This window comes from Parashewanella sp. 2304DJ23-3 (assembly GCF_056591695.1).
In genome coordinates this window covers 1,168,750-1,186,005 of record NZ_JBWQOH010000001.1, presented here as the reverse complement: position 1 = coordinate 1,186,005, position 17,256 = coordinate 1,168,750, and the positions used below count along the sequence as shown (strand labels likewise).

Sequence of the window (17,256 nt, the reverse complement as noted above, 5' to 3'; positions counted from 1 at the left end):
CCCAATTAGTTATTTCGATTTGTTACCGCCTAGAGTTGGCAAAATCGAGGCACGAAAAATGAAGTTTAGTGAGCTAAATAAATGATGAGTAACAAAGAGTTTGCCAACTCTAGGCGTAACCCGAAGGGCTGTGTCTATTTTTTGTTTTTTCTGTGTTGTCGAATGCTTATGTAGAATGGCACCTCACATTCGCCGCCTTGAATAAACTAAAAATCTACAACAGCAAATCAAAATAGTTAATCGGGAGCGGCCTCAAGTGTGATTTTTACTTGATGTGAGCTTGGTCGCAGTCAAAATGACAATTTTGATTTGTAAGGGTTATTTATGTTTAAAATGCTGATGTGGCTTCACTGTAGCGTTAAGACATTGAGAGATAGTGCTGATATTAAACAGAAATATCAGCAAACTAATTGGCAGAAAGAGTGGTATTAGTTAGTCGTTGAACTATCGGCATAAGCGACAGCATTGTGAGCATGTAAGCTTTCTTGGTGTTCCACTTTGAGTTGAAAGTCAGATACTGATTCATACTCGTCCAAACATGCTTTTAAGCGTCTTGCTGCATCCTCACAAAACATCAAGTTTTCAGCATTAAGCTGCGCAAATGCTTGTTCATCTTGGCGCTTAACAGCGGTTTGCAATGCGGTCACGAGTGTTGATTCAAGCAGTTGAATTACTGAATCAAAGCTTGGCCAGTTAGGCTTTATTGTTAAAGTTAAATACGCAAATGAGCGTTGGCTATGAGGCGTTGCCACAACACCTTTTGCTGATTGTAACCATTGGAGTAAATCTGCTTTATTAACTTCAGTTCTACTGAATGCATTATTGACTGCGTCAGCCATTGCTTGTCTGGCTAACCCTGTTGAGCATGGGCAAGTACTGGAATGAGGCACATCAATACTCAATTTATGGCAGTAATCATTACCTTTTAGTGCTGAGCAAAGCTCAACCGCGTAAGACTGAAAACCAGATAAATTGCTTTGTAAAGCTGGTTTTTCAAGTACTAAGTCAAATCTAAGCACCAACTTTGCATTCAAACTTAAGCCTTGCTGTGAATTCATCAGCGCATATAAAAGTTGTTCAATGCGTTGCTAAGTAATCACTTGATTAGCCAGAACTTCATTGGCGATCAGATACAAGCGAGACATATGAATACCTTTAGCTTGCTGATTATCCAGACTCACCAAAACATCGAGTTGAGCTGTGACAGGTTGAGTGCTGTCATCGTTGAGTTTCACTTGCAGTGGGATGGCAATATTCTCCATCCCTACCCAGTTTAAGTGTTTTGAAATTGTGCTTTGAGACGTTGAAGTAATATCAGAGAGTGCTTTATCCATACTGCTTTTATAAACTCCTCAATAAGAACCTATGGTCAGGTACTTAATTACTTTGAGCACACCTGTGACGATTCACAGTTACACTTGCGGTAATTAATTAAATGAGAAGTGGCCACGATAATGGCACCAACCAATGTGAAGCCTTTTTCTAATGCTTCACTCAAAAAATCATGACCTGCAAATGCGGTAGCTAATAAAACGATAACGCCAAATAGGCCAACCAGCAGAATTCGCTTGTCATGATGGCTTTTATAGCCTCGATATAGAGCAAGTAAGCTGACGGGAACAACAGCAACCAACATCCATAAATGGAAAGCTTCATCACCCATAGGTAGTGCTACCAATGTAGGGTAGAGTATTAAAAAGAAAGGCAGAAAGAGGCAGTGGCAAGCGCACAGTAAAGATAAGGAGATAGAAGCCTTATCTAAAATTGATTGTAAACGATTCATAGTGATACCTTTTGGGAACTATTCAAGGGGTAGGAAAATACTTACTAATTAGTAACAATCTATGAAATATCGCTAATGAAGCGGTTTACATTCATCGCACAAACAACAGACCTCTAGCTGCGGGCTTAACATGCTAAAACCTACACTTTCGACATTGGTGTTGAGTTCATCAATGATGTTTTTACCGATATGAATCTCTTTAACTTTTTGGCACTGATTACAAATCAAGAACTGAGGCACTAAATGCTCATGATCACAAGCGATGTGTGAACAAGCCACATACTTATTGCTGGTTTGTAATTTATGAACGAACGACTCACCTTCAAGAAAACCCAAAATGCGATAAATCGTCATGATTGGAAATTTTTCATCGAAGTTCTGGTTGCAAAAATCGGCGAGTTCATAAGCCGAAATCGCTTTTTCAGAACTTAAAATACCCGTAAGTACTTGTTTGCGCTTAGCGGTAAGCCTTGCATCATTGTTCTTACACTTTTGCTGAGCACGTTGGATGATGTGGTTAATGTCAGCCATGATTTTTCATATCCAAAACTTGTAATGTTATGTTGTAACATTATTTTGGTTTTGTTTAAAGTGTTACTTTGTAACATTGATTAAATTTCTTTGCTGGAGATATGCAAGTGCAACTTCTACGAAGTTTTAAAGTCGTGGTGTTGCACACCATATCGCCTAAAGAGGAATACATCAGCGAACCTCTTTTTGCTAGGGTTTGAATTGAATGCCCAAAGTAATAGAAAAGGTGGTTTATCAAAAATTTGAAAAACTATTAAAAATTCAACTAGTTGAACCATGATTCCATAATGTTGCTGAATAAGGTTTATGTCTGTTGTGTTGATGAGTGAATCATCTACACAAGAATTTGATATAAGTGGCTGAAAAACTTAGGGTCAATTACTGTAAGAAAAGGCGTTTTGCTCCCCCCAAGGCTGACAATGTTTAGAGTCACATTTGAGTCCAAGGTGATTTTTAATAAAACCGTTATAAATAATACGATTTTTATCGATATTTTTTACAATAGCCCAACCATCGGAAAAGACTTTATGATCGTTCATGTCAAAAATTGCTTCACCGACCTGATTTTTCTCAATTCTAGAGAAAGCGTCTGATTCTCCGGTATCGTCTATCTCTGGATTAACATAAAAATCAACTGTCAGTTCATCATTACCAGTGTTTATAGCGACATAACAATTGTCATAATGTTTTATAGGCTTGTAGGATCTAATAGCATGCTTTTGGCAGAAGCTGGTGCCACTAGGCTCTATGGTATTTACAGAAGCGCTTGATGATAAGGGGGATGATAGGCTAGAGAAGCTGGTTAAACCAAATATCATGACTGTTACAACACGAACTAGTTTCTGTTTCATATTATTCGAACCTAATCATTAATCGAGATTTTCTAGATTGAGTGCTCTGATTTTATAATGGCTCGAGTGTCGGTTTGATTAATTATAGTTAATCAAAGCTCGAGGATATTTTACGTCACTCTGAAGAGGAGTTCTTCAGTGCCTGTGATTTATTTAGATTGTTTCCGGTGATAGATGTTTAAACTTCTACGAAGTTTTTAAAGTCGTGGTGTTGCACACCACACCGCCCAAAGGAGAGTTCTCCAGCAAGCTCCCTTTTGGAAACCCCAATGCTGTTGGTTTATTTAGATTGTATCTAGTGATTGATAATTAAACTTCTGCGAAGTTTATAAAGTCGTGGTGTTGCACACCACACCGCCCAAAGAGGAGTTCTCCAGCAAACTCCCCTTTGGAAACCCCAATGCCGCCCCAACGAAGCTGAAAACTCCTCATTCCTTATGGATAAATGCCTAACGCTTTCGATGCTACATCCTGTAGCCCGAAAGCTGGCGCAACGTCCATGTTGCGCCTACAGCATTTATTCCAACGTCATTCGGCAGCTTCAAAGGGGATGATCAGCCCTTAAACGATAATTGAATGTTTCTATGCCGTCACACCTGCGAAGGCAGGTGTCTAGTGTCTTTAAGTTTTTGCTTTACCCGAAGAAAGGCGCTGGATGCTCGACTAAAGCGTTCGAGCATGACGTTAACGCTCTATTCAGAAACAACCGAAAACCTATCAGGCTACAACAGTTCCCCATGACAAAGTTGTTATGAGTCGTCAGTGAAAATATCGTAAGCGCAGCAGGGAAGCTGCGCTAGTTTCCGAGGTACATGGATGTACCATCGGGAACGTTAGAATATTTTTATTGTAAGACGAATAACGTTTAACTTTGTGGGGCGGCACGGGGTGATGCAAGAGGGGACTTGCTGAAGAGCCCCTTCTTGCTCGGGTTTGGGCTGAAAGCCCAAGGTTTTAAAAACTTGGAACAAGTTTAAAGCTTTATATATGAATAATTAGTATGATAAAAGCATTAGATGCCAATAGGTTATGGAGTAATGAATGGCACTTTCAGGTTTTGCTTTTTCTGGGTATAGAAGCTTTGGTGGTGAACAAGCAGTAATAGCACCTCTTAAAAAGATTAACTATTTGATTGGTGCAAATAATTCGGGGAAATCAAATGTAATGAGGCTGGTTTATGAGCACTCTACGATTTTTTCGAAACATAAAGTTAATCTAAACGATTTAGATATTCCACAGCTTGGAAACTCCAAATTCAAACTTGCATTTGGTTTGAGAAAAGAAGAACTGGATCTTTTTAGTAAGCAAATAGGGAGAAATGAGGAAAACCATAGTATTGCTTATGAATTAATGAATAAAGGAGTTTTTAATCAAGAAAGAGAATTAACATGGTTTAGTTTAGATGGTGTTCACCGATTACCGATTGCTAAAACTATTGATTCTAATTCGGCTCAGAAGCTTGGAATTGATTGGAAATATTGTAATTCAAAGTTGACCGGCTCTTATTATGATAATCAGATGTCGAATTTTGAGCCTGTTTTTAATTCTGTTAAGAGCTGGGCTCCGAAAATAGAGTATCGAGCAGAGTATATACCAGCAATAAGAAAAATTGGCGACGCTAACCCTCAAGTTAATGGCTTTGGTGGTGAAGGAATCATTGAGCGTTTGTCAAAATTAGAAAGACCAACGTTGACAGAGCAAAAAGATAAGCAAAAGTTTCAACAAATTAATACTTTTATACAAAGTGTATTGGAAAATCCAACTGCGAAAATTGAAATTCCTCATGACTTTTCAATGATTATTGTCCACATGGATGGTAAATCTTTGCCTTTGGAAAGCCTTGGAACAGGTGTTCACGAAGTCGTTATTTTAGCCGCAGCAGCTACATTACTTGAAGATACAATTGTTTGTATCGAAGAACCTGAATTACATCTTCATCCAATTCTACAACGAAAGCTAATTTCATATCTTGCGGACAATACGAATAATCAATACTTCATAACTACACATTCTGCTCACTTATTAGATGCGACAGAAGCGCAAATTTTTCATGTCACTATGGAAAATGGAATTTCAAATGTTTATTCAGTTTCAAATACAAGAGAAAGATCTAAGCTTTGTGCTGAATTAGGCTATAAAGCATCTGATATTTTACAGGCTAATTGTGTTATTTGGGTTGAGGGACCTTCAGATCGCATCTATTTAAATTATTGGATTAATGCAAAGGACGATTCTCTCAAGGAAGGAATTCATTATTCAATCATGTTTTATGGTGGACGATTATCTAGTCATATTACGGGAGCTGATGTTGATGAACTGGAAGAACATGAAGAAGAGTTGATATCACTAAGACAATTAAATCGTAATAGTGTGATTATGATTGATAGCGATAAATCTGCTCCTAAAAAGCGCCTAAATGAAACAAAAAAGCGATTGGTGAAAGAGTTTAATAACGGTCAAGGTTTTGCTTGGATAACGGAAGGCCGAGAAGTTGAGAATTACTTAAATGAAGATAAAGTCGAGGAATCAGTATTACAAGTACATTCAAAGTCTGCGAAAAGGTTATTAGCTAAAGGAAAATGGGAAAACCTTTTGGAATTTGAACACAATACAAAGTCTAAAAATCAAGTTCCTCAGAAGCCTACTGCGAGTAAGGTGAAAGTCGCTGAATATTATACAAAAAATCACCCTGCTGATTTGAGTGTTTTTGATTTGAACAGACGTGTTACAGAATTAGTCGATTTCATTAAAGTGTCTAATGGCATTAAATAATCAAAGCTATTGATGGGGTGATACTTCAATCACCCCATCAACGATTGCAATGCCTCTTGACTCGAAAACCTTTTAGCAAAAAAATCCAAAAAAGCACTGATGTTCGTCGCCAGTTGGCGGCGACTGGAATACACGCCGTAAATCTTAAACGGCTCAATGGGCCACTCTTGTAAAATCGGCACTAAAGAACCACTGGCGATTTCAGCTTTGCAATTAGAGTTAGACAACATACCAATACCAAAATCATCCATAACCATTCGTTTCACCATCACTGCACTGTTTGCTCGAACTTTACGATTAAAGTTAACCATGGTTTTACGTGCGCCTTTACCCAAAGGCCAAATAGGGGCTGAACGGGATGTGCCCATTAAAACGCCATCATGATCCATTAGATCTTTTGGGGTCGCAGGTGTACCTTTGGCTTTTAAATAGCCTGGGCTGGCTACTAAAATAGGTTGCCTTTCAAACAGTAAACGTGCCACTAAGTCAGACGATTGCAGCGGCCCGTATTTGATGGCGATATCATAACCTTCTCCGACCAGTCCAACATCAGCGTCGGTAAACTGGATATCTAGGGCGATATTAGGATACAGTCGCATGAATCCGCTTGCCAGATTGGCAATCAGCTCCTGACTGAAGGATACAGGGATAGCGATACGCAATGATCCCGACACATCACTATGAGTATTTTCAATCGTCGCTTTAGCGGCTTCGATTTCATTACCTATGGTGTCGCAGTGTTGATAAAACAATGCGCCGACTTGTGTCAGGCTTAAATTACGAGTATCACGCTGCAGCAGCCTGACACCCAACTGTTCTTCAAGCTGGGCAACTTTTCGGCTAATGGTAGATTTCGGCAGCCCCGTTTCACGGGCGGCTTGTGAGAAACCCTTTGCTCGAACAACGGCTGCAAAGAGCATCATCCCATTCAAATCAGGCATGTTTTTTTCACTGTCTCAAATATGGAACAAAGCGTCTAACCCAGTTTAATGGCAATTTGCGACAGATAAAAGTTATATTTAACCCTTATAAAAATAATTCTATTTCGTTGTTACTAACTTGTTATTGTTAACGGCGAAATATAGAGGCTAGGAGAAGTACCTATTCATCGGTAGGTACTAAAGCAGAGGATCTTTTAGGATGACCAGCAACAATCAGCCCACTGAAACGACTCAAGCGCAAGGCACTGATGTGCTATTTATGAAAGCGGAACATTTAGCGAAAGACTTTTCGTTGTTCCCTAAGCACAGCAAACAAAGCTTGTCGCAGCAAGTGAAAGGATTAATCGACGAGGATACTATCCAAGCTAACTTGAAAAATTTAGCGCAATTGGACGTAGATGGTTACGTAACGAAAGTTATTCAGCCAACTCAAGATAAAAATCGCCCAGGTGCAAAACGCATCATTGCCGACTTAAAAGGCAAAATTGTAACCGATACTCTTATTGGCTCTTTTTATAGTGCTGAAGTTGAGCTTAACTTTGGCGCACGTACTCGCCGTATCGGTTTTATCGCTCAAGAACGTTCAACTTCAAATGGCGCTTGGATGCCTGAGCATCATTTAGCGGCTTGTAAAGCGATTCGTCACTTTGCTGAGTTGTCTATGCCGATTGTGTACTTAATTGACACCCCAGGGGCAGACGCAGGTGAGGTTGCAAATAGCCAAAACCAAGCGCACTCAATTTCTAAAGCGATTGCTGAATCAGCAAACGTTGACGTACCAACTGTCGGTATCGTTATCGGGGCCGGTTATTCAGGTGGTGCGATTCCATTAGCGGCAGCAAACATACTGCTTTCGCTACGTGACGGTATCTTCAATACCATTCAACCACAAGGTCTTCAAAGCATTGCGCGTAAGTACAACCTGTCTTGGCAGGAATGTGCGAAGTCAGTAGGTGTATCACCAGAAGAGTTGTATACCAATGGTTGTATCGACGGTATTGTCGACTTTACACCGTCTGATAAAGACGAGCGTCAACACAATCTTCGTCGTGCCATCATCAGTGGTATTGAAGCGGTAGAGCGTGCAGCTGTTGATTTTGTCCGTGATTCTGCTGATTTACGTGAGCATTACGACCGCAGTTTAAACCGTTTCTTGAATCCTTCTTCTAACCTTGCTTCTCTTGAAAGCAATGCAGAACTTGAAGTAGCAAGTAACCCAACCATGCACCTTAACCTATTTGGTAGTGCATACCGCTACCTACGTTACCTAACGCTTCGCAGCCGAATCCACTCGATTCCGCAAGCAGAGTATGGTCGTCTGTCTGACGTGGGTGTACCACAAGGTGATTTGCTGGCTCGTATTCAACAAGAGCAAGATAAAGTATTCCAAACGTGGTTATCTAGCCCAGATAAATTGGTTTATGACGATGAGTTAAACAAGCTTTGGAGTAACTTTACTGCTAAGCGTGATGACGTGTCGACTGAACGTAACATGCTGACACGTTTCATCTTAGGTGAGCCAAAAGAAAACTACAAAAAAGCCCGTAAGGCATTGTTGTTCAACATCGGTTGGTCGTTATACCACCGTTGGAAGTCGAATGCGGCGAACAACTTTAAAGGCTTGATCCAGCATCTTGAAAACTTACCTGCTGAAGTGACGCAGAAAGATTGGCCTGAGCTGAACCAGCTGACGGTACTTGATGTTGTTGTAAATGACGAGCTACGTGAAGACTTTATCTGGCAATGTCATAACATCCTGATCTTCAACGCACTGTATGACAATGTTGTAGTGAACTTAGCGTCTATCGCAAAAGAAGCGATGATGGCGAAGAGTCTGTCTCGTGCTTCAGTAGATGGCTTGCTGCATACATCTATCGATAAAGCGATTTCGGTACAAGATATTGCTAACGATAAGAATAAATTCTACAAGTGGCTGAAGTACTTTATGGGTCAGTCAAACCGCGCTGAACTTCTGACTCGTGTTGAGTCATGGAAGAGTGTTGGTTTCCCACAGTTAAACGACAGTTTATTCGTAGTACTTACCTACTTCTTTGAGCGTCTACTTCCTGAGTATTTTGACAGTGAAGAAGACACCAGCAAGTACACTGGTGCAATTAACCCTGTGCGTATCGGTCGTCGTAAAGACTTCTGGAACCGCCTCACTATGGGTTACCAAGATCTACTCATCCAGAAAGTACTGCGCGACGAGAAACGCTCAGGCAAGATGGGTTGGGAAAACATCATCTCGAAATTCTTCACTCAATTTGAAGAAATCGACGGTGATAAAATGTCAGCTAACATGCTGAACTTCCCAGGTTTCCGTCTATCGATTGAAGATGCACTGGATAAAGGCATTCGTCCTTGTGGTTTAATCACAGGTCTTGGTGAATTTGAGCACGAAGGTCAGAAGATCCGTGCCGGTGTTGCAGTATCGAATACCGCATTCCAAGCGGGTGCATTTGATATGGCCAGTGCTGAGAAATTCAGCTCACTATTGATTGAATGTGCTAAGCGTAAACTTCCAGTTATCTGTTTCATCAGCTCTGGTGGTATGCAGACTAAAGAAGGTGCATCTGCACTGTTCTCTATGGCAGTTGTGAACGACCGTATTACTCGTTTCATCCGTGATAACGAGCTACCAGTATTAATGTTCGGTTATGGTGACTGTACAGGTGGTGCACAAGCGAGTTTCGTGACTCACCCATTAGTGCAAACTTACTACCTATCAGGTACTAACATGCCATTCGCTGGTCAAATGGTGGTTCCGGCTTACCTACCATCAACGTCGACGCTTTCGAACTACTTATCGAAAACACCGGGTGCGATGAACGGTCTTGTGGCGAACCCATTCAGCGATACGTTAGAAGCACAGCTTTCAAGCATTGACCCATTAATGCCGCAAGCATCGCTGCAAATTAACGATGTGATTGCTAATGCGCTTTCTACGCTGGTTCCTGAAGTGGAAGCTGAAGAGCAAGAGATTGTACAAGACGATCCACGTGAGCTTATGAAGCCAATCGACAAAGTATTGGTTCACGCTCGTGGTTGTACTGCGGTTAAACTTATTCGTAAGGCACACGACAACAACATCAATGTGGTATTGGTGGCGTCTGATCCTGATATGACGTCTGTTCCAGCAGATATGCTGAAAGAGAACGACAAGCTGGTTTGTATCGGTGGTAACACGTCAGATGAAAGTTATCTAAATGCTTACTCAGTGCTTAAAGTTGCTGAGTATGAGAAGGTTGATGCACTTCACCCTGGTATTGGTTTCTTATCTGAAAGCCCACAGTTTGCGGCACTTTGTGTAAACAATGGCGTTAACTTTGTTGGTCCTTCGGTTTACTCAATGACCACTATGGGTAACAAGTCGAATGCGATTAAGACTTCGCAAGCGCAAAATGTACCTGTAGTACCGGGTTCTCACGGTATTCTGAATAACGCTGAGCAAGCAGTGAACGTTGCAAGCGAAATTGGCTACCCAGTATTGCTTAAAGCGGTACAAGGTGGTGGCGGTAAAGGTATTCAAGTTGTTGAACGTCCAGACGATATGATCAGCTTGTTCCAACAAACGGCAACTGAAGCGGCGGCAGCGTTTGGTAATGGCGACCTTTACTTAGAGAAGTACGTTACTTCACTACGTCACATCGAAGTTCAGCTTCTTCGTGATAAATTTGGTAATACTAAAGTATTGGGTTTGCGTGACTGTTCAGTACAACGTAATAACCAAAAAGTTATCGAAGAATCGATGTCAACCATGTTGCCAGAAGAGCTGAAGCAACAAGTGCTTGAGTACACTCGTTCACTGGGTATTGCTACAGATTACATGGGTGCAGGTACGGTTGAGTTTATCTATAACTTAGATGCCAACGAAGTGTACTTCATGGAAATGAACACACGTCTGCAGGTAGAGCATCCTGTGACTGAAGCGACATCTTGCATTGATATCGTAAGCGCACAGTTTGACATTGCAGCAGGTCGTTCAATTGAAGATCTAGAGCCAAAAGATGTCGGCTATGCGATGGAACTTCGTATCACAGCTGAGAAAGCGGCACTGGACAGCAACGGCATATTACAGTTGATGCCAAATCCTGGCCATATTACTGACTGTAATTTCCCTGAACGTGACGATGTAGAGATCATCTCTATCGCTGCGACAGACAAAGAAGTGTCACCATACTATGACAGCTTGATTGCTCAAGTGATTATGCGTGGTGAAAACCGTCAACAAGTGATTGATCAGTTCATCGAGTACCTAGATCAAGTTTCTATCAAAGGTATTGCGACTAACATTCCACTGTTGAAGTTGATTCTGAAAGACAAGACCTTCCAAGAGGGTGTTTACGATACCAATTACTTGCCACGTTTAATGGCAGAAATTGATATCCCAGCACTGATTGAAGAGATGGAAGCAGCGGCTGAAACTCAAGGTGTTGATACTGAATCATTGCGCGTTGGTGAGTCAAACGAGCTGAAAGTTCTAGCACAAGGTGCAGGTATCTTCTATAGCTCTCCAGCGCCGGGTGAGCCTGACTTTGTTGCCGAAGGTGACATTGTTACCACTGACCAAACTCTTGCGCTGACAGAAGCAATGAAGATGTTCTCGCAAGTGACACTGGCGAGCTTCAACCGTAAAGGTGCAGAACTGTACCCAGAAGATAAGAAATACCGAATCGAGCGTATTTTGAACTCGAACGGTCAGCAAGTATCTCAAGGTGATCTACTGTTTGTAGTTTCTCCAGTTGAAGCGTAAGATTTTTTATCTTTCAATCAAAAAGCTCTCTTAATTTAAGAGAGCTTTTTTGTATCTAAATTTAATTAAAGTTATTCGTGTGATGCTTATTTTTCTCACCTAGTAGAAACTTTCCTTCAAAGTTGGTAGAAAGATCGTCCCAAATGTATTGATCTTTATTGATGATATGTACAGAAATATCATCGTTATACTCTGCGCCGTAGCAGTCGTTAATTGAATTACACTGCAGTTCCGTGTGAGATAAAGAACACGGCTGTTGATAATCGATAACCAATATATCTTTTTTGTAGGAAATGGTTTGCTTGCAGAGCACTGGAGAGTAACTGATTACATCGTGATAAGTTCCGGGTGATAATTTAGTGGTTACAGGTTGCGCTGTTGCTTGAAATGCCGATAGTGAGCAAAGTATTATCGATGGAAAAAGAAAGTACTTGTTGAAATGAATGTTCATATTGTCTCCTAAATAAAAGTTGACGTTCCTTGTATCCAGGCTCCATATGACTAGCCACAAGTACACTAGGCTTTTGTTCATAGAATGTCTAGTGCTTCACGAGATCCATTCATTTATAAAAAGAATTAAGGAAGTAGTCATTGTCGCAGCAGCATTTTATCGGCAAGTATGAAGTCGAATTCAAATATCGCATCAGTTCTAAATTTAAGTTTCTTAAAACTTTAAGTGCCATGCCACACGAAGTGATGCTGGTTGATAACCTTGAGCAAGATTGGTATTTCGATACGCCAGACAGGCTGTTAGAAAAGCAAAATAAAAGTGTGTCGATTAGAGAGATGCAACCTTCGGGCATTAAGCTTTGGATTGTCAAAGGCCCTGAAGCTGACCGCTGTGAAGCCACCGATATCACTAAGTCAGATAACGCTAAAAGCATGCTACAAACCATGGGTTATGAAGTGTGCTTAACCATGAATAAAACTCGCAGTGTGTATTTTGTAGGTGAGTTTCATATCACGGTTGATCACCTGAAAAACATCGGTGATTTCGCTGAGTTTGCGATTATGACCGATGATGAAGATAAGCTTGAAGATTACCGTGTGGCGTTAAAAGCATTAGCCAGTGAGTTTGGATTAATGGATGAGGATTTAGAACATCGCTCGTATCGAAGCCTTGTTACAAATACTTAGTTGCCCCTAGTAGTATTTGAGCGTAGTTTAAAAAATTATTTTCGTTAAGGTAGCTGTGATGGAACACAATAAACCGTTATTGATTGCTGCGTTATTGAGTATTATTGCTGCATTAGCACATATTGCCTGTATTGCGATTGGCGGTGATGCTTATCGTTTTCTGGGAGCTGGAGAGCAATTAGCGCAAATGGCAGAGCTAGGTCATTGGTATCCAACCTTTATTACTTTGATGATCAGTATCGTGCTGTTTGTATTTGCGGCTTATGCTGCTTCTGGCGCCAAATTGTTACCTAAATTGCCATTGTTGAAGTTTGGTTTATTGGCGATCAGCGCTGTATTTTTGTTTCGAGCATTAGGCTTTGTATTTATCATGCCAATGTTTCCTGAAAATAGTATTGTTTTCTGGCTAGTCAGTTCTTCAGTTTGTTTGTTGATTGGCTTAATGTATGCTGCAGGCACTTATAAACTTATCCGCACTTCATAATTAATTATGGCTGTAACTGCATACTTTCGCTTTTTAACGCTTAACCGACTACAAATGCTGACCCTAGAGAGTGAGGTTAGCAATGTTTTCAGAAAACAAACTCAAGACAATCAGTATGTAGCTTACGTATTGTTAGATGATGTTTGGCTTATTGATGACATTTCTACTTTCGCTGTACAGCAGCAAATTTCTGACGACGATTGCGATATATTGCTTACACCTAAAAATGATCAAAGTTTTGAAGTGAATACGGCAGATAAAGTCGTTAATCAAATGCTTAAACATATTGATTGCTCCATCTCTATTTCTGCAAAACTTATTAACTTTGAGGATTAAATGGATTTAAATTTTAGACAAGCGCAACCCAAGGATATTGAATCATTGATCTCTATGCTGGCTGACGATGAACTGGGTAGACAAAGGGAAGATTTGAGTACACCACTCAATCAAAAATATCTCGATGCGTTTTCAGCTATTAATGTTGACCCAAATAATGAGTTATTGGTTGTTGAAAAAGGTGACCAAATTATTGGTATGCTACAGCTCACTTTTATTCCTTATCTTACTCATATTGGGACATGGCGCTGTTTAATCGAAGGCGTTCGCATTCATGCTGACTTTCGAGGGCAGGGAATGGGCGAGAAAATGTTTGAGTTTGCCATTAAACGAGCTCGGCAAAGAGATTGCCGTTTAGTCCAGTTGACCAGTGATAAACAGCGACCTGACGCCATTCGATTTTATGAAAAACTGGGTTTTAAAGCTACTCACGAAGGGTTTAAATTAACGCTCTAATCGAGCTTTAATAACAGAAAGTCTGCTAAGAATTCTCGTCTGATAGTGGTGATATTGTTCTTTTAGAAAATCATCAAATGCGCCTTGCGTTGCCTCGAGCCGTTCAGGTGATTTTTTCCACTTAAGTATCGCTTTTATCAGGTTTCGCTTGCTTGATTGATCTTCAAAATTGCGTGTTATTGCTTCCACTTGGTTGGCAACATGACTATTAGGTATAATAATTTGATCAAACAAGTGCTGCAAAGCCTTGTGATTGTTACTCTTAAATTTTTGCCAAACTTCAGGCTCGTGACCTTTCGATCTTCCGTTATATTGCTTCAACCAAAACTCGATAGAAGTGCCTGTGGCATAAACATGTTTATGATGTTCAAAGGTATTCGAGTCAGTGAGTTTTATAAACTGTATATCATAAAATTGATCTCTTCCTTTTTTGAATTGCAATATTACGTGCGTATTTGAAGTGATTTGGGTTTCATCAATCTCGGGCAGATCGATTAAGTTGATGGATAACGATGACAGCTCCGGTTGTGAAAAAATCTGCTGCAAAGCCATTTTAAGCCAATCTGGACTTTGTGTTGATGGTTGATGTGTTATGTCACCTGTCAGCAATATATCAATATAGTCACCGTCCATGTATGGGTCGATATCATCACAAATCGCTCGTGCAACAACACTACCTTTGGTAAGTGCTAATCTGTTTACGGTTGCATCGAGATCAATCTGTTTCCAAATTTCGATTTGCGTATCTTTAAGTACTGATGTCATGGTCAAATAGCAATCGGCTTCTTCTTTCACGACGTAGCAATCAGGATGCTCATAATCTTGTGTTAGCTTTGACAGATATCGGCAAAAATTGATCTCGGGTTCGTTCAGTGATTCATGCTGAGCACTTAGACTTTGGTGATAGGCCAATACCAATAAGGCGTGAGTACAGATTACCGCTCGTAAATATTCGGCACGACACTTTGAGTCACGATTATCTTCAAATTGTTGCTTTAATTCTCGATATTTAGGGTAATTTGACGCTGATGCAGCTTCGTATTTTCGTAGCACACTTAAATACGCATGATACTCAGCGTTGAGCGCAGTAATGGTTTGTTTAAGTTTCAGCCTCTCAGACAGTAGTGATTGTAATTCCTGTTTAGATACCGTGGTTTGTTTTTCCAGAGTATCAATGATACCCCCGATTTTATTTGTAATGTTCTTAACCCATTGAAAGCCAAGATCTCCCTTGCGTTGCATCATTCCGAATCTTTTATGAGGAATTTTTAGAGTAAAGTATTGAGGATTACGACACGTTAACCTGAAGGGCTCTTGTAATAACTGGTTCAGCAGTGGCACTTTAGTGCGCTGTGCATCAAGGTATCTTGAAAATCCATAATGGAAACCTTGGCTTATCGTAGAAGTAAAAGGCACTTGTTGTTGAGAAATACTCTTCAATGGCACTTCATTTAACGATTCAGCGTAGCGAGTAGAGGCTTTGTGGGTGATGTGTTGTTGTAGCGCCATATTACGGAGTAGTTCAGTGCGTTTTAGTTGAAGAGTAGAACTATTAATGGTTTTGAATTGGTGAAGAGTTCTTGAACATGGGTGACATAGATTCAATAAAAAACCTGTAGAAAGATAATCTACTGCATCTTCGTAAGGGCTAAAGAACTTTAAATGTCGGCCTGAGAGTAGCCTTTGACCATGAGTTTGTATTGGGGCCAAATCCTGAGGAGAAGGACCCGCAGAAAAGCGGAATAATACTTTTAAATTTTCCTTTGAGTAAAAAGAAACAATGGCTTCAAATTTTACATACCAAGTTGAGGTTAGACTTTGATGATTGAATAGTGGTAACGCTTGGCTGACCTCAAGAGTAAAAGTGATCGCTTGGCGTGATTTCGATTTATCGAAGTACTTATGCCATTGGTTATTAAACTGTTGCTTGAGACTCTTCATGCCGAGAACCTGAACATCTAAGGCGCATCGGTAGCATTCATCTTGTTTATTTTCTGTGGATGAGCAGAGTTGAATCAGTGATTCATAACATCGGCTTAAGTTTGAAATATCGTTTTTAGGGGTATAAATGCTTAACCACTTTATGAGGTTCGTGACTGAATTTGTGTCGTTGATTCTTAAGCTGTTAAGTTGATTGATGATGCTGTCGGCTGAAACGGCAGATGACAATTTCAAGTTGGAAAATGGTTCAAGCATTGTGATCTGCTGCAGCGGAATTGACTGATTCAAAATGGCTCCGAGCAAACGTTCTAAATGTGCAGCGGTTTTCAATAAACGTTTTGAATCTATGAGACTGAGAGTACCTTCATGTTCTCTAATAAACGTTGTTTTGAGAATAATGTAACGAATTAATGTTGGGATCTTTCCCCAAAATGAAAAGTCTTCATCAAATAATTTGGCTTCAATGTGGTACTCAGGAATTAACTCAAGTGGTTCGATAGCGTCAGACAGCACTTGAGGAAGCTGCATACTGATTTTTTTCTTACGTGTGACGCCATTCGCAGGATCTTTTTTATGAATGTTTTTTGGTGAATTGGATTTTGAAGCTTTAGGTGTTTTGGGAAGCTTCGCTTTGGGCTTGAATTTGAACTTTATTTTTGGTGTGGCGCCTAAAAGTTTGACTGAAATAATGCCTGCCATAATCGATATACCTTAGAGTAAATCAATTGAAAGCCAGCGTTTTGACTCTGCTTTAGTGGCTTGAAGTTTTTGCGGCTCGTTTTCTTTTGATGATGAAAGATCACTTAATAAACGTTGAGACCAATAATTTAATGTAACTAAAAAGTCAGTCAGTAATTGATTGAGATTTGCTTTATTTTGAATGCTGCATTGAAGTGCTAAGACGATAGTTCCATCATCCATGGTTGAAAAGGTTGCCCCTTTTGTACCTTGCCAAAAACAGTTCGCTCGGAGCAGAGCGGTTGCTTGCTGCTGATTTTCGAGTTGGCCTGCACAAGCGAAGATAATGAGTACAGCATCTTGGTAATGAAAGTTAATCAACTGCTGCTCAATCTCTGCGAGAAACACATCGCTTTCGTCAAACTTTACGATTTGATTTAAGACATCTGATAATGCCTTTTCCCACAGAGTTAAGTTTTGTCTCATAAGTACCTGAATAAGTTGCTTAAGGTTTTCTTGCGTCTAACTTCAACACTCTGAAGTGTTGTAATTGCGCCTTGTATAGCACTAGACCCGAACACAAATGTAATAAC

Annotated in this window: 13 protein-coding genes and 1 pseudogene; 6 read left to right on the top strand and 8 right to left on the bottom strand. The window is 40.3% G+C overall.

Annotation, left to right across the window (positions count from 1 at the left end):
- Positions 1 to 428: 428 nt before the first annotated feature.
- From folE2 to AC1EU2_RS05185, 4 genes and pseudogenes are all read right to left on the bottom strand, one after another.
- A pseudogene (gene folE2, locus AC1EU2_RS05200) lies at positions 429 to 1,334 on the bottom strand (GTP cyclohydrolase FolE2).
- A 47-nt stretch (positions 1,335 to 1,381) separates the two neighbouring features.
- Positions 1,382 to 1,783: a MerC domain-containing protein gene (locus tag AC1EU2_RS05195; RefSeq protein WP_480296920.1), complete on the bottom strand. Its 402-nt coding sequence runs from the start codon at positions 1,781 to 1,783 to the stop codon at positions 1,382 to 1,384.
- Between the two features lie 72 nt (positions 1,784 to 1,855).
- Positions 1,856 to 2,314, bottom strand: a complete 459-nt coding sequence (locus AC1EU2_RS05190) for a Fur family transcriptional regulator (protein WP_480296919.1) — start codon at positions 2,312 to 2,314, stop codon at positions 1,856 to 1,858.
- 374 nt (positions 2,315 to 2,688) lie between these two features.
- Positions 2,689 to 3,165 carry a hypothetical protein gene (locus AC1EU2_RS05185; RefSeq protein WP_480296918.1) on the bottom strand — a complete coding sequence of 159 codons (477 nt, stop codon included), beginning with the start codon at positions 3,163 to 3,165 and terminating at the stop codon, positions 2,689 to 2,691.
- 1,041 nt (positions 3,166 to 4,206) lie between these two features.
- On the opposite strand from AC1EU2_RS05185, the gene AC1EU2_RS05180 reads away from it, so the two are divergent.
- Positions 4,207 to 5,937: an ATP-dependent nuclease gene (locus tag AC1EU2_RS05180; RefSeq protein WP_480296917.1), complete on the top strand. Its 1,731-nt coding sequence runs from the start codon at positions 4,207 to 4,209 to the stop codon at positions 5,935 to 5,937.
- A 29-nt stretch (positions 5,938 to 5,966) separates the two neighbouring features.
- Here AC1EU2_RS05180 and AC1EU2_RS05175 read toward each other — a convergent pair whose 3' ends face one another.
- Positions 5,967 to 6,878, bottom strand: coding sequence for a LysR substrate-binding domain-containing protein (locus AC1EU2_RS05175; protein ID WP_480296916.1), 912 nt, complete (start codon positions 6,876 to 6,878; stop codon positions 5,967 to 5,969).
- 199 nt (positions 6,879 to 7,077) lie between these two features.
- On the opposite strand from AC1EU2_RS05175, the gene AC1EU2_RS05170 reads away from it, so the two are divergent.
- On the top strand, positions 7,078 to 11,631 hold the full coding sequence (locus AC1EU2_RS05170; protein ID WP_480296915.1) for an ATP-binding protein: 4,554 nt from the start codon (positions 7,078 to 7,080) through the stop codon (positions 11,629 to 11,631).
- Positions 11,632 to 11,692: 61 nt separating this feature from the next.
- Here the strand turns inward: AC1EU2_RS05170 and AC1EU2_RS05165 are convergent, their stop codons facing one another.
- A complete protein-coding gene (locus AC1EU2_RS05165) occupies positions 11,693 to 12,082 on the bottom strand; it encodes a hypothetical protein (protein WP_480296914.1) in 390 nt (129 codons plus the stop codon).
- A gap of 140 nt (positions 12,083 to 12,222) precedes the next feature.
- On the opposite strand from AC1EU2_RS05165, the gene cyaB reads away from it, so the two are divergent.
- Genes cyaB through AC1EU2_RS05145 form a run of 4 tightly spaced genes read left to right on the top strand, consistent with a single transcriptional unit; the run spans position 12,223 to position 14,044 of the window.
- Entirely contained in the window at positions 12,223 to 12,768 is a 546-nt protein-coding gene (cyaB, locus tag AC1EU2_RS05160; RefSeq protein WP_480296913.1) for a class IV adenylate cyclase, read from the top strand.
- Positions 12,769 to 12,826: 58 nt separating this feature from the next.
- A complete protein-coding gene (locus AC1EU2_RS05155) occupies positions 12,827 to 13,252 on the top strand; it encodes a hypothetical protein (RefSeq protein ID WP_480296912.1) in 426 nt (141 codons plus the stop codon).
- Between the two features lie 6 nt (positions 13,253 to 13,258).
- On the top strand, positions 13,259 to 13,588 hold the full coding sequence (locus AC1EU2_RS05150) for a hypothetical protein (protein WP_480296911.1): 330 nt from the start codon (positions 13,259 to 13,261) through the stop codon (positions 13,586 to 13,588).
- Positions 13,589 to 14,044, top strand: coding sequence for an N-acetyltransferase family protein (locus tag AC1EU2_RS05145; protein WP_480296910.1), 456 nt, complete (start codon positions 13,589 to 13,591; stop codon positions 14,042 to 14,044). It abuts the gene before it with no gap.
- On the opposite strand, the gene AC1EU2_RS05140 is transcribed toward AC1EU2_RS05145, so the two are convergent.
- Together AC1EU2_RS05140 and AC1EU2_RS05135 are read right to left on the bottom strand one after the other, a co-directional pair.
- Positions 14,033 to 16,684: a hypothetical protein gene (locus tag AC1EU2_RS05140; protein WP_480296909.1), complete on the bottom strand. Its 2,652-nt coding sequence runs from the start codon at positions 16,682 to 16,684 to the stop codon at positions 14,033 to 14,035. The genes AC1EU2_RS05145 and AC1EU2_RS05140 overlap by 12 nt on opposite strands.
- 12 nt (positions 16,685 to 16,696) lie before the next feature.
- Positions 16,697 to 17,149 carry a type III secretion system chaperone gene (locus AC1EU2_RS05135; RefSeq protein ID WP_480296908.1) on the bottom strand — a complete coding sequence of 151 codons (453 nt, stop codon included), beginning with the start codon at positions 17,147 to 17,149 and terminating at the stop codon, positions 16,697 to 16,699.
- Between the last annotated feature and the right edge of the window lie 107 nt (positions 17,150 to 17,256).

Bases quoted from the DNA above. Each gene is read 5' to 3' on its own strand.
- AC1EU2_RS05195 (WP_480296920.1), bottom strand. From the start codon at position 1,783: ATGAATCGTTTACAATCAATTTTAGATAAGGCTTCTATCTCCTTATCT.
- AC1EU2_RS05190 (WP_480296919.1), bottom strand. From the start codon at position 2,314: ATGGCTGACATTAACCACATCATCCAACGTGCTCAGCAAAAGTGTAAG.
- AC1EU2_RS05185 (WP_480296918.1), bottom strand. From the start codon at position 3,165: ATGAAACAGAAACTAGTTCGTGTTGTAACAGTCATGATATTTGGTTTA.
- AC1EU2_RS05180 (WP_480296917.1), top strand. From the start codon at position 4,207: ATGGCACTTTCAGGTTTTGCTTTTTCTGGGTATAGAAGCTTTGGTGGT.
- AC1EU2_RS05175 (WP_480296916.1), bottom strand. From the start codon at position 6,878: ATGCCTGATTTGAATGGGATGATGCTCTTTGCAGCCGTTGTTCGAGCA.
- AC1EU2_RS05170 (WP_480296915.1), top strand. From the start codon at position 7,078: ATGACCAGCAACAATCAGCCCACTGAAACGACTCAAGCGCAAGGCACT.
- AC1EU2_RS05165 (WP_480296914.1), bottom strand. From the start codon at position 12,082: ATGAACATTCATTTCAACAAGTACTTTCTTTTTCCATCGATAATACTT.
- AC1EU2_RS05155 (WP_480296912.1), top strand. From the start codon at position 12,827: ATGGAACACAATAAACCGTTATTGATTGCTGCGTTATTGAGTATTATT.
- AC1EU2_RS05150 (WP_480296911.1), top strand. From the start codon at position 13,259: ATGGCTGTAACTGCATACTTTCGCTTTTTAACGCTTAACCGACTACAA.
- AC1EU2_RS05145 (WP_480296910.1), top strand. From the start codon at position 13,589: ATGGATTTAAATTTTAGACAAGCGCAACCCAAGGATATTGAATCATTG.
- AC1EU2_RS05140 (WP_480296909.1), bottom strand. From the start codon at position 16,684: ATGGCAGGCATTATTTCAGTCAAACTTTTAGGCGCCACACCAAAAATA.
- AC1EU2_RS05135 (WP_480296908.1), bottom strand. From the start codon at position 17,149: ATGAGACAAAACTTAACTCTGTGGGAAAAGGCATTATCAGATGTCTTA.